Origin of the sequence: Sinorhizobium sojae CCBAU 05684 (assembly GCF_002288525.1) — a bacterium.
Lineage (GTDB): Bacteria > Pseudomonadota > Alphaproteobacteria > Rhizobiales > Rhizobiaceae > Sinorhizobium > Sinorhizobium sojae.
In genome coordinates this window covers 1,580,059-1,591,952 of sequence record NZ_CP023068.1, presented here as the reverse complement: position 1 = coordinate 1,591,952, position 11,894 = coordinate 1,580,059, and the positions used below count along the sequence as shown (strand labels likewise).

Annotated in this window: 10 protein-coding genes; 5 read left to right on the top strand and 5 right to left on the bottom strand. The window is 61.2% G+C overall.

What is annotated here, in order from left to right:
- Positions 1–16 precede the first annotated feature (16 nt).
- Positions 17–1,918 (bottom strand): potassium transporter Kup, encoded by a 1,902-nt coding sequence (locus SJ05684_RS25100; RefSeq protein WP_034857924.1) that lies wholly within the window; start codon positions 1,916–1,918, stop codon positions 17–19.
- A gap of 330 nt (positions 1,919–2,248) precedes the next feature.
- Entirely contained in the window at positions 2,249–3,361 is a 1,113-nt protein-coding gene (locus SJ05684_RS25095) for an AraC family transcriptional regulator (protein WP_244426699.1), read from the bottom strand.
- A 75-nt stretch (positions 3,362–3,436) separates the two neighbouring features.
- Here SJ05684_RS25095 and SJ05684_RS25090 point away from each other — a divergent pair, with 75 nt between their 5' ends.
- The gene (locus tag SJ05684_RS25090; protein WP_034857927.1) at positions 3,437–4,225 is read left to right on the top strand and encodes a class I SAM-dependent methyltransferase; all 789 of its coding nucleotides are present in this window, start codon (positions 3,437–3,439) and stop codon (positions 4,223–4,225) included.
- A 135-nt stretch (positions 4,226–4,360) separates the two neighbouring features.
- Here the strand turns inward: SJ05684_RS25090 and SJ05684_RS30870 are convergent, their stop codons facing one another.
- The 3 genes from SJ05684_RS30870 to SJ05684_RS25080 all read right to left on the bottom strand — a co-directional run bounded on the left by SJ05684_RS30870 (position 4,361) and on the right by SJ05684_RS25080 (position 7,113).
- Positions 4,361–4,489, bottom strand: a complete 129-nt coding sequence (locus SJ05684_RS30870) for a hypothetical protein (RefSeq protein ID WP_280109816.1) — start codon at positions 4,487–4,489, stop codon at positions 4,361–4,363.
- 126 nt (positions 4,490–4,615) lie between these two features.
- Entirely contained in the window at positions 4,616–6,133 is a 1,518-nt protein-coding gene (locus SJ05684_RS25085; protein ID WP_034857929.1) for a sulfatase family protein, read from the bottom strand.
- A gap of 170 nt (positions 6,134–6,303) precedes the next feature.
- Entirely contained in the window at positions 6,304–7,113 is an 810-nt protein-coding gene (locus tag SJ05684_RS25080) for a glycerophosphodiester phosphodiesterase (RefSeq protein WP_034857930.1), read from the bottom strand.
- 197 nt (positions 7,114–7,310) lie between these two features.
- Between SJ05684_RS25080 and SJ05684_RS25075 the strand changes: the two genes are divergently transcribed.
- From SJ05684_RS25075 to SJ05684_RS25060, 4 genes are all read left to right on the top strand, one after another.
- Positions 7,311–8,684 carry an ABC transporter substrate-binding protein gene (locus SJ05684_RS25075; RefSeq protein WP_034857931.1) on the top strand — a complete coding sequence of 458 codons (1,374 nt, stop codon included), beginning with the start codon at positions 7,311–7,313 and terminating at the stop codon, positions 8,682–8,684.
- 76 nt (positions 8,685–8,760) lie between these two features.
- Positions 8,761–9,714: a carbohydrate ABC transporter permease gene (locus SJ05684_RS25070; RefSeq protein WP_034857932.1), complete on the top strand. Its 954-nt coding sequence runs from the start codon at positions 8,761–8,763 to the stop codon at positions 9,712–9,714.
- 1 nt (position 9,715) lies between these two features.
- Positions 9,716–10,816, top strand: a complete 1,101-nt coding sequence (locus tag SJ05684_RS25065; RefSeq protein WP_034857933.1) for a carbohydrate ABC transporter permease — start codon at positions 9,716–9,718, stop codon at positions 10,814–10,816.
- A 5-nt stretch (positions 10,817–10,821) separates the two neighbouring features.
- Positions 10,822–11,886 carry an ABC transporter ATP-binding protein gene (locus tag SJ05684_RS25060; protein WP_034857934.1) on the top strand — a complete coding sequence of 355 codons (1,065 nt, stop codon included), beginning with the start codon at positions 10,822–10,824 and terminating at the stop codon, positions 11,884–11,886.
- The last annotated feature ends 8 nt before the right edge of the window (positions 11,887–11,894 follow it).

Below are 11,894 nucleotides of genomic sequence, written 5' to 3'. Positions count from 1 at the left end.
ACAGCGCGCGGCTCCGCTAAATGATGACCTGCTCGCCCAACTCGACCACTCGATTTGCCGGCAGATGGAAATAGTCGGTTGGATCGATCGCCGAGTCCGCAAGCGCGATGAATAGCTTGTCCTGCCAGAGCGGCATGCCTGAGTTGGGGTCTGCGATCAGCTTGCGCCGGCCCAGGTAGAACGACGTCGTCATGATCTCGAATTTGAATCCCGCCTTCCGGCAGTGCGCGAGCGCCTGCGAGACATTCTGTTCGTCCATGAAGCCAAACCGCAGCTCCAGTTTGCTGAAGCGGTCTGAGAGCTTCGTGATCGTGAAGCGGTCCTTCTCCCGCACATAGGGGACTCTGGCGGTCCTGATCGTCAGGATGACGTTGCGCTGATGAAGCACGTGATTGTGCTTGATGTTGTGCAACAGAACCGCGGGGGTGGTATCCGGCGTCGCCGTCAGAAAGATCGCCGTTCCCGGGACGATGACGGGCGCATGCTCGGACGTTCGTTCGACTGCGGCTATAAACTGGCTCAGCGGAATCTCCTGACGCGTAGTCTTCTCGCGCAGAAGTTTCACACCTTTTCGCCACGTCCACATCATCGTCATCATGGCGCCTGCGAACAGTATGGGCACGAAGCCTCCATGGTGAATCTTGAAGAGGTTGGCGCCGAGAAAAATCGGTTCGATCAGGAGCAGCGGAAACAGAAACGCAGTCGCGGTCAAGGCTGACCAGTTCCACAAGTGCCGGACAAAGGCGAAGGCGAGAACCGTGTCGACTATCATGGCACCGGAGATCGATACGCCGTAGGCCGGGGCAAGAGCTTCGGAGCTTCCGAACACGAACATGAGAACAAGTACACCTAACAGCAGTGCGGTATTGACGAATGGCAGGTAGATCTGTCCGGTCTCGGTTTCGGAGGTGTAGCGAATCTCCAAGCGAGGCAGGAAGCCCAGATGGATCGCTTGCCGCACCAGCGAGAAGGCTCCGGTGATTACGGACTGGCTGGCAATGATGGTCGCAGCGGTGGCAAGGAAGACCACTGGCAAGATCGCCCAGTTCGGGAACAGCAGGAAAAACGGATCCGAGATTGCATCCGGATGGGCAAGAACCAGTGCGCCCTGGCCGAGGTAGTTCAAGGCGAGAGCCGGAAAAACAACTATGAACCAGGCCGCCTCGATCGGGCGCCTGCCGAAATGGCCGAGATCGGCGTAAAGCGCCTCCGCACCAGTGACCGTGAGGAAAACGGCTCCAAGCACGATAAAGCCCACAAGACCGGCATTCCACAAAAAGATGACGGCATGGGCGGGATTGAAGGCCGACAGAATTGCGAGATCGTCACCGACATGCGCGATACCGGCTCCGCCGAGCACCAGAAACCAGACGAGGGTTATCGGTCCGAAGAAGCGCGATACCGCTCCCGTGCCTTTGGACTGGATTGCAAACAACAGCACCATGATCGCGACCGAGATCGGCAGGACGTAATCGTGGAATGCTGGCGCCACGAGCTTCAATCCTTCGACAGCCGACAGGACGGAAAGGGCCGGTGTGATCATCGCGTCGCCCAGAAAGAGTGCGGCGCCTAAAATGCCGGTCACGAACATCACCGTCGTATTCCGTGGTGCTCGTTTCATGAGCAACGCGAGAAGCGACAGCGTGCCACCCTCGCCATCGTTATCGGCGCGAAGCAGAAACAGCACATATTTTGAGGTGACGATGATGGTCAACGTCCAGAGCATCAGCGACACGAGACCAATGACCTGACCGCGCTGGACCCCTTCTGCGGCAAGGGGACGAAGCGCCTCCCGGAAGGCGTACAAGGGACTGGTTCCGATGTCGCCATAGACGACCCCGACGGATCCAAGTGCGAGCACCAAAAACTTGCGACTGCCTTTCGCTTGTGCAGGCGTGTTGCGCGTGGACACTGTCATGGCGCTCCCCCCACCCGACGCCGCTCGTGCCGATGCCCATGCCATTCGAGCGGCTGAATTTCGGTACAACATGTACCTTTTTCCGCCGCGAGACCAGTGGCCTGGTCGTCCAGTCTACAGGGCCGTCGCGGAGTCCAAGATGCTCGCGAGGGATAAACAGCCGACACCACGGACGGGCGCTCGCAGCCTCCCGACCGGCTCAGCTGGATGTGAAGTTCGCGTTGCCGCGTTCGATCTGAACGGCAATGAAGCGCGTGGTCTCCGGATGTTGACAGACCGGTCTATAGGCGTGCCTCTGGTTAGCTTGGCGCAATCGGCCGATCGGATTTCTCAAAAGCGGCTGGATTCAGCGGCACGGCCCCGCGATACGGCGGGTGAGACGCCCACGGTCCTTTTGAACGCCCGGCTGAAGGCCGCTTCGGATTCGTAGCCGATTTCACGGCCCACCGCTGCCACCTTCATGGAACTGTCGGCAAGAAGACGCGCGGCGATCTGCATACGCCAGAGCGTCAGATACTGCATCGGCGCGTGGCCGACGAGCTGAGTGAAGCGTGCCGCCAACGCCGCACGCGACATGCAGGCACGGCTCGCCAGCTCGTTGAGGGTCCACGAATATGCGGGTTGCTCGTGGAGCATCACCAGAACCTTGCCGATCGAAGGGTCGCGCAAACCTGAAAGCCAGCCGGTCTCGCGGGCCGGCAGCGTCTCCAGATACCGGCGCATCACCTCGACGAAAACCAGTTCGCTCAGTCTCAGCCGGATGGACTCGCCACCGAGACGCGGCCGCCGTGCCTCGGCAAGCGTGAGATCGATGAGGCGGCTCAAGAGATCTTCGCGTCCGTTGCGAGGCCGCTTGATCCGCAAGAGGGGCGGCAGAGTGGAGAGCACAGGATTGAACGGCTGCATGTCGCACCCCAGGAAGCCGCAGACAAATTCACTGCGCGGCTCGCCGCCGCCGCCTTCCTTGGTCACGAAGGGCAGCCTGCCCTCCGCCATGTCTCGGAAAAAGTTCATCGTTGCTTCGATGTCGAATTCCGGCGGCTGGCCGGGTTCGCTGAGCATCGAATAGGGGTCGCCATGCGGAAGCACCAGCACATCGCCCGCCTCGAACCAGGTAGAGGCGACGCCGGGAATGCTCGCCCAGCCCGCACCCTTCAGGATAATGTGGTACGAGACGATGTGCTGCGCGCGCGGTAGGATGATGGAGGAGAACGCTTCCGCACGCGGCACCTCCACGCCCCAGGGGAAAGACGCATCCACCAGGAAAAAGAGCGCCCCCGTCAGCTTGACGGCGCGCAGGACATCGGAAAGCGGATCCGTGCCATGCGTCGCGCATGCGGTGGGCGGCTGCATCGTTGCCGAAGCGTCTGCCGACCGCTCCGCATCCAGCACCATGGACGATGCGGCAAGCGACAAAGACGTATGGTCATGGGCCTGCACCATGCCGAAGCATACCCTGTGTCCGCTGGCATATCCACCGAATGTGCCGGAGATGGAAGACCAGGGCGGAGAAGGACAATGACTACGGAAGTGCGCGGTCCGGCGGAGATCTACGACACCCATTTCGTGCCGGCTCTGTTTGCCCAATGGGGACCGGTTGTCGCTGCCGAGGCCGGGGTGCGGAAGGGCGACCGCGTGCTCGACGTGGCCTGCGGCACCGGCGCTCTGACGCTCGCCGCAGCGAAGATCACCGGCCCTTCGGGCTCCGTGGTTGGGCTCGATGCCAATCCGGACATGCTGGCGGTTGCGCGTGGCAAGCCCGGGCAGATCGAATGGCTGGAAGGAAAAGCCGAGGCGCTGCCCTTGCCGGACAATGGCTTCGACGTCGTCGTAAGCCAGTTCGGCTTCATGTTCTTCGAGGACAAGCCGAAGGCACTCGCCGAGATGATGCGAGTCCTGAGGCCGGGCGGGCGGTTGGCGGTCGCCGTGTGCGATGCAGTTGAGAACTCTCCGGGTTACGGCGCCTTCGCGCTGTTGCTCGATCAGCTGTTCGGGAAAGAGGTGGGAGACGCCTTCCGCGCACCCTTCAGCCTCGGCAACGTTGGGCGGTTGCAAGAAATCTGCAGTGAAGCGGGTCTTATGGAGGCGGAGATCGTCCAACGCAATGGAAAGGTCCGCTTCAGATCGATAGATGCGCTGGTGTCGACGGAACGCGCCTGCGTGTGGACGCTCGGCGGCGTGCTGACCGACCAGCAGTTCGAGCGGCTTCTAATGGAGTCGGAGACCGCGCTCGGGCCATTTGTGATCGACGGCGGCACGATCGAGTTCGACATGCCGTCCCTCATCATTAAGGCATGGAAGTCCTAGTCGTCTATGGTGATAGGGGCTGTGCTCCGTGGCGGGTTGGCGGCCGGAGGAGTCAGAGTCTCGGTATAGATCGCCGGCAACCTGCCGAAGGGCAGAGAGGGGGCGAGAATAACCATCGCCCCACGGAGACCCTCTTCACATGCCAAGCCTTGCTGAAACAGCCGCATTCTCTGTTTTGCTGGCAAGCGACAGCTTGTATGCGGCGAATGCGACGTCGAGATCTTCGAGGAAATATGGGTGCAGCGCATCGGCGATGCTTGCCATGCGCCAGCCTGGAACATAGGCCCGATTGCTGCTGTCGTGCGTAGAGCTGCCGGAGTTGCTGCGGTCAAGTCACCGGCGTCGCACCTGACCGCAGCGGTGCAGTTGAACTGACCAGGCGCACTTGTATTACTTCGCATCGATCCCAATACGATCGTAAGCTTCGGGCGGGGCATCATTGGCGCGCATGAGATCTTGCATGAGACGGATCATTGCCTCCTCGATCTCCTGGGAAGAGACAGGCGTATCCTGCCCAGGATCATCAGCAAGGTCGTAGAGCCGCGTTTCACTCTCAAGGAGCGCGCCGGGACCGTAGTTGTCGAACATCGGCGACCGCTTGATGACCGGTATCTTAAGAACCGGCGCTCCCTTCGTGAAGGGCATCGGCTGTGCAAGCGAGGCTCCAGCCAGTTCATCCGGCGTGAACGGCTCCCAGATGTGCGTCGGCATCAGTGTATATTGATAGAGCTCCTGCGAGCGAGGATCGGGCGGAAACCTATGATAGGTATAGCGCCCATCGGTCACGTTGATCGCACCGCCGAAATAGCCGAATAGGGCGCCGTGCCGCAGCGAACGATCGGCGTCGAGCAGCGGCAGCAGGGAATGTCCCTGCATCTCGGCCGGGGTCGGCACGCCGAACAGATTGAGGAATGTCGGCGCGAGATCGATGGTCTGGGTGAGTCCCGTTCGCCGGGCCCCGACGCTCCCCGGCCGCCGCGGATCGTACACGAAGAGCGGGATGTGTACGATCTCCTCATACATGTTCATCCGGTTCTTCGCCCAGAAATCATGCTCGCCAAGAAGAAATCCGTGATCCGTGGTGACGACAAGCGCGGTATCGCGCCAGAGGTCGTGCTGATCGAAATAATCGAGAAGCTGGCCGATGAGAACATCGCAGAGCGCAACGACAGCGTAGTAATTGGCGCGCAGTTCCTCGCATTCTTCCGGCAGCTCGTCGACGCGGCCATAACGCGGCCAGTCGCGAACCGGACCGTTCCAGCCCGTGGTGAATGCTTCGCGAAACCGCACGGGCGCAGTGAATGGTTCATGCGGGTCGAACGTCTCGATCTGCAGGAACCAATTGTCCGCAGTCCGGTTCCGCTCGAGAAACTCCAGTCCGGTGGCGAAGCAACGCACCGACGGGAACTCGCTCTCATCCTTGATGAACTCGCGATTCACGATGTTGCGGCGAAACTTGTCTCGTGCCGTCTCGCTGAACTGCCGCTCATGGTACATCTGGCGCAGCCGTTCCCACGGTGGCTGCACCATCGCCTTCCAGGGGTCGCCCTCCTGCCCGCGGATGAAGTCGTAGCTATCATACCGGGTGTGATAGGTCGCGCCGCCATCTTCGAAATAATGGAAGTGATCAGTGACGAGATGACTATACGAGCCGGAGCGGCACAAGATCTCCGGATAGGAATTGTCGAAAGGCTCGAGCGGACCCCAGCTCCTGTGGAGAAAGCTAAGCCGCCCGGTCTGCAGGTCGCGACGCGCCGGCATGCAAGGCAGGCTGCCGACATAGTGGCGCTCGAACGTCGTCGTGTGCTCAGCCAAGCGGGCGAAATTGGGCGTCGGCACCCGCCTTCCCCCGTATGGCGCGAGAGCGTGTCGGTTGAGCGAATCAAACAGTACGAAGACGGCCTTCATCGGCTGTCCCTCATTCAGAGCTGCCGAAAGGAACTCGGCCGCAATGGAGTGTAGACGATCACCGGATCCAGTACACCCTTGCGATCGACGCTGAAGAGTTCGCGTCGGGAAGATGCGCGGCCGCGACCCCGAGCAAGCGCTCGGCTGCGCCGGATCACTTCGATGAAGTCTCAGCCGGTGCGGCCGGCGCGCTTCACGAGCATGGCGATGAACGGCACGTCATCACCCGAGATCGTGTCGATGAGCCCGTCGGCGATCCATTGCACGAGGCCTGGCAGGGGATCGCGTCCGCCGCGCCAATACTCAGTGAGCATGTCGGGGCGAGGTATGTGTACGCGGTTGCCGAAGCCGGCTTCATGCAACGCCCTCGCATCGTCGGGGTGGAACATGTCGAGCTCGATCGATACCGAATTCGCGCTGCACGCCCGCAAAACCCCGATGAGGTCGGCGTGGCGAGCATGGGTAATGGCTTCGGTCTTGAGGTCCGGATGGCGCTCGGCCGCCCGCTTCAGCAGCACATGATCGAAGCCGATGACCATCACCCGGTCGACAGTGCCGGTCGAGCGCAGCAATCCTGCCACCAGATCAACGGCAAGGTCCGGCCGCTCTGCCTCCTTGATCTCAAGCACAACACCCATATTGTCCGCCTTCGCCCAATCGAGCACCTCCGCCACTGTCGATATCTTCGTTCCGGCGAAGGCCGAATGGAACCGGACACCCGCGTCCAGTCTGCGGATCTGCTCGAGGCTGAGGTCGGCCGCAAAGCCGTGTCCGTCCGTCGTCCTGTCGACGGTCAGGTCGTGCAGGACGATCGGCTCGCCGTCCGCAGTCAGCAAAACGTCGATCTCGACCGTGGTTGCCCCTGCAGCCTTTGCCGCCTCGAACGCCGGCAACGTGTTCTCCGGGTAATGCAGGCTGTAGCCGCGGTGGCCGCAGATATGGACACGTCCCGCTTCGTGCGCAAGAAAGCTGAAGGCCATTCAATCCTCTGTCGCGCAGCGCGACTTCTTAGCCGACGTTCCTCTGACTACTTCGCGAATAACGAACTCGCCCCCCGCTGGGCTAATGCGCATTGATAGTTGGACATTCCCCCAAGCGCATTCATAATGCTGTTGCATCATTGCAATAGTCAATGAAAAGACACGGCGAAAGCGTGTCGCGGCTGGGAGGAATCACGATGATTCACTGGAAAATCGGAACTGCCGCACTTCTGAGCGCGGCATTGGCGGGCGGCGCTGCTGCATTCCTTGCGGCGACGCCTTTGTTGGCGCAGGAAACCGTGAAGCTCGAACTCTGGTCGCGTCAGGATCCCTCGGGACCGCTGCGCCCAGGCAATGTGGTCAAGGCTGCCGAGCGGCTGAACAAGGAACTCGAGGCCGAGGGCTCCCCCAAGCGCGTCGAGGTTGTCGTCCGCGAGAGCCCCGCCAAGGGCTTTGATGATGACGCGCTGCAACTTCTCAGAGTATTCGGCATCGGCGAGGGCCCGGACATGTTCATCGCCGCGCACGAATGGATCTGCGCCTTCCAGGAGGAAGGGTTCGTTCTCAAACTGGACGACTATATCGCCAAGTATCCGCAACACTTCGGAACGATCTTCCCGTCGCTGTGGTCGTCGGCGAAGTGTCCCGATGGCACCTACGCAATTCCGCAGGATGCCGAGGCGAGGATGTTCTTCTACAACAAGAAGCTCCTGCGCGAGGCGGGTTATGACGACGCCTTCATCGACTCAATGCCGGAGCGCACCATGTCCGGCGACCTGACCATGGACGAACTGTTGGACATCGCCAAGCAGGTCGTCGAGAAGACAGAGGCGCAATACGGCGTGCTTCATCGGCCGAACAAGGGGCCGGACTACATCATGGCCTTCAATTCCTACGGCAACGACTTCGTCGATCCGGAAACCGGCAATCTGCTCCTTGAGCGCGAAAAGCTCGCCGCCGCCTTTGGTTGGTTCGAGCGCGGGGTGAAGGAAGGTGTCATCCCGGCCAATAACACGGCGATGGAATTCGATGCACTTCGCAGGGAATTCTACACCGGTAACGCCGCATTCTGGATGTACGGCATCTGGGATCTCGGCAGCGTTGCGTTCCCGACCTACGGGTTGCCGCAGGAAGAGGAGGCCTTCTTCAAGGATTGGGGATGGATAGCCGGGCCGGCAGCAGAGAAGGGCGGCTCGCCGGTCAGCCTGACCCATCCGATCGTATATGTGATCGCCGCCGACACGGAGGAACCGGAACTCGCTGTTCGCCTGCTTGGCCACGCTTCGGCGCCAGACCTCAATACCGATCACGCGGTCACAACGACCCATCTCGGCATCAAGCCCGAGCAACTCGAAGATCCGCGCTATGCCGAGGCCTGGCCGCTCGCCAGGGCAACCGAACTGCTCAAGATCACCAAGTTCCTGCCCAATAATGCGCAGTTCGGCGAACTCAACGGCATCATCTATGCCGGCATCCAGGGTGTGGAATCGGGGCGTCTGTCGGCGCAGGAGGCAGCCGATTTCGTCATAGAGGAGGCGTCGTCCAGCCTTGAGGACGTGATCGTCAAATAGGCCCGGTCGGTATCGCGACCATCGGCCGGTCGGCGCCGGCCGATGTTTGCGAGCCATCCTCGGTGCGAGTCAGACAATGGCGACGATAGCACATGAACTGACGATCGAGCGGCGCGGCCATGCGGCGTCGGCGGCACGCCGGCGCACGAACTTCGTGATCTTTCTTGGTCCGGCGATCGTGCTAACGGTCCTGTTCTTCGTCGTCCCCGTGATCATCGATATCGCAGTGTCGTTCACCGACCTTGGCCGCTCTCTGCGCATCACCGAGTTTACCACCGAGCAATACCAGAAGATCTTCCGAACCGACCGCCGGTTGACACAGGTCATCGGTCTGACCTTCATCTACGTCTTCGGCACGCTGGCGATCTTCAACGTGACCTTTGGCCTTATCCTCGCCATCACCACCACGGCGATCAGGAACGTGTCCGGCAGCTTCTTTCGAGGTGTATGGCTGCTGCCGCGCATGAGCCCATCGGTCCTTTACATCCTGCTCTGGCTTTGGGCGGTGAGCCCAACCGAAGCCGGCCTCGTGAACCAGGTCCTCATGCAGGCGTTCGGCCTTGACACGCCGCTCGACCTGCTGACCTCGGCCCCGATCGCGCTCATCGTTATCTCCAACGGCTTCATCGGCGCTTCGATGGGCATGATCATCTTCACCGCCGCGATCCGCGGGATCCCTGAGCACCTGTTCTACGCCGCAGCGGTGGACGGTGCCGGAACATTCGCAACGATCCGTTTCATCACCCTGCCGGCGCTGCGCTGGCCGATCAGCTTTGTGACGATCTACCAGACACTCTCGCTGCTGGTCAGCTTCGAATATATCCTGCTCCTCACCAAGGGCGGCCCATTCTATGACACGACCGTCTATGCGCTTTACGTCTATCGTCGCGCATTCGAAAGCGGCCAATACGCCTACGGAGCGGCGCTGGCGCTGTTTCTCATCGTGATCGGCATCGTCGTCGCGCTCATCGGCTGGCGCTTCTTCGATATGGAGCGCCTGCTGCAGCGCCCACGTATCGAGGTGCATTGACATGGCGACGCAAGCAGCCCCTACCATGACCATGGCGGCGTCCGAGCCGGTGGTCGATTGGGATGCATTGGCAGCGCGGGCGCGTCTCGCCCGGCGCACCAAGGCGGCCGTTCTCTATGCCTTCCTGATTGCCGTGTCACTGCCGATCATCGTCCCCTATTTCTGGCTCGTCACGATCGCCTTCGCGGCCAAGACCGGGGTTGCCGAAACAGCAGTTCTGTGGCGCTCGATGGCTGTGGTCGTACCGGCCGTGGTCGGTTTTTGGATTGCAGCCGCGCTCGCGCAAAGCCGACGGCAACTGTGGATCGGTTTTGCCGCAGTCGCCGTGATCGCCGTCTTCGCCTTTGCCCTCTTGGTCGGGCCCGACCTGCATCTCGGCAATTTCATATTTCTGTGGGAGCCGGACTTCGCCTCGGTGGTGCGGTCGCGCGTGGGGGAAGTCAGAGGCGCGGTCCAGTTTCCCAACGTCTGGCATGCCTTTGGTAATTCGATCCTGATCGCCGGCACGCAGACCGCCATCGTCGTCACCGTCGCCTCGCTGGCGGCTTACTACCTGTCGCGCTTTCAGTTCCCCGGCCGCTCCTCGATGCTGCGCTCGCTCCTGGTGCTCCACGCCTTCCCCGTGCTGACGCTGATCGTGCCGATGTTCCTGATGCTCTACTGGATCGGACTCCTCGACACGCTTTCTGGGGTCATACTCGTGCTTGTTGCCTTCGAGCTGCCATTTGCGATCTTCATCATGAAGGGCTTCTTCGACGCCGTGCCGTGGGACATCGAGATGAGCGCGCTGACCGACGGCGCATCACGGCGGCAGGCATTCGTGAGCGTGGTGCTGCCGCAGGTGAGGAACGGCATTCTCGCCGTTGCAGTTTTTACCTTCATCCGCGGCTGGGAGGAATACATCTTTGTCTTCACGTTCCTGATCAGGAACAGCAACTGGACGATGAGCCTCTACATGTACTGGGTCCGTGACGACGTCATGGGTGTCGACTACGGCGTCGTTTCTGCGGTCGGTGTCTTCTATCTCGTGCCGAGTCTCGTCCTCTACATGGCCGCGCAACGCTATCTCATGCAGATGTCGATCGGCGGGGTGAAGGGCTGACGATTATGGCTAGAATCGAATTCCGTCACGTATCGAAGCGCTTCGGCGCCGTCGAGGTGATCCCCGATATGAACCTTGTTATTGAGGACGGCGAGTTCGTCGCGCTTCTCGGCCCCTCTGGCTGCGGCAAGTCAACGAGCCTGTTCATGCTCGCCGGCATCTATCTTCCGAGCGCGGGCGAGCTCCTTTTTGACGAGCATGTCGTCAACGAGGTGGAAGCACGCGACCGTAACGTCGGCATCGTATTTCAATCCTACGCGCTCTACCCGCATATGAGCGTGCGCGACAACATCCTCTTTCCGCTGCGCTTCAAGAAGACGCCGCGCGACGAAGCGCTCGATCGGGTGAATGCCGCCGCGGACCTTGTCCGAATCGCGGAACTCTTGGACCGTCGCCCCAGCGAGCTTTCCGGCGGTCAGCAGCAGCGCGTCGCCCTTGCACGCGCCCTCGTCAAAAAGCCACAGTTGCTGCTTCTCGACGAACCCCTCTCCAACCTCGACGCTTCCCTTCGCCTTTCGATGCGCAGCGAGATCAAATCGCTGCACGAACAGCTCGGCGTCACGACCGTCCTCGTCACCCATGACCAGATCGAGGCGACAACGATGGCCGACCGTATCATCTGCATGCGCGGCGGGCGCATCGAGCAGGTTGGAACGCCGGACGACCTCTATCTCAGGCCATCGAGCCTGTTCGTTGCCGGATTCATCGGCTCGCCGCCCATCAATCTCATTGCCGGCGAAGCCCAAGGCGGCACGGTCAACGTGAATGGCACTAGATTTCCGGTCGAGGGCGCGTCTGGGTCGGTGACAATCGGGCTGAGGCCGGAGCATCTCGGATTCAAGGATGCCGGCTTTCCCGGCCGCATCGCCCAGATTGAACCGATGGGCCGCGAGATCCTCTATGTCGTCGAAACCGGCATGGGCCCCGTCCGCGTACTCGAACAGGGCTCGTCCGCCGGCCACGCGACGGGAAAGCAGGTCAAGATCGGTTTCCAGCCCCAGCATTCGCTTGTGTTCGACACGGAGCGACAGAAGCTCATTGCCGGCGCCCGTGTTCGCGCACCGGATTGACGAAATGG

What these genes read in the sequence shown, in the direction of transcription:
- SJ05684_RS25100 (WP_034857924.1), bottom strand. Translation starts at nt 1,918, where the DNA reads ATGACAGTGTCCACGCGCAACACGCCTGCACAAGCGAAAGGCAGTCGC.
- SJ05684_RS25095 (WP_244426699.1), bottom strand. Translation starts at nt 3,361, where the DNA reads ATGGTGCAGGCCCATGACCATACGTCTTTGTCGCTTGCCGCATCGTCC.
- SJ05684_RS25090 (WP_034857927.1), top strand. Translation starts at nt 3,437, where the DNA reads ATGACTACGGAAGTGCGCGGTCCGGCGGAGATCTACGACACCCATTTC.
- SJ05684_RS30870 (WP_280109816.1), bottom strand. Translation starts at nt 4,489, where the DNA reads ATGGCAAGCATCGCCGATGCGCTGCACCCATATTTCCTCGAAGATCTC.
- SJ05684_RS25085 (WP_034857929.1), bottom strand. Translation starts at nt 6,133, where the DNA reads ATGAAGGCCGTCTTCGTACTGTTTGATTCGCTCAACCGACACGCTCTC.
- SJ05684_RS25080 (WP_034857930.1), bottom strand. Translation starts at nt 7,113, where the DNA reads ATGGCCTTCAGCTTTCTTGCGCACGAAGCGGGACGTGTCCATATCTGC.
- SJ05684_RS25075 (WP_034857931.1), top strand. Translation starts at nt 7,311, where the DNA reads ATGATTCACTGGAAAATCGGAACTGCCGCACTTCTGAGCGCGGCATTG.
- SJ05684_RS25070 (WP_034857932.1), top strand. Translation starts at nt 8,761, where the DNA reads ATGGCGACGATAGCACATGAACTGACGATCGAGCGGCGCGGCCATGCG.
- SJ05684_RS25065 (WP_034857933.1), top strand. Translation starts at nt 9,716, where the DNA reads ATGGCGACGCAAGCAGCCCCTACCATGACCATGGCGGCGTCCGAGCCG.
- SJ05684_RS25060 (WP_034857934.1), top strand. Translation starts at nt 10,822, where the DNA reads ATGGCTAGAATCGAATTCCGTCACGTATCGAAGCGCTTCGGCGCCGTC.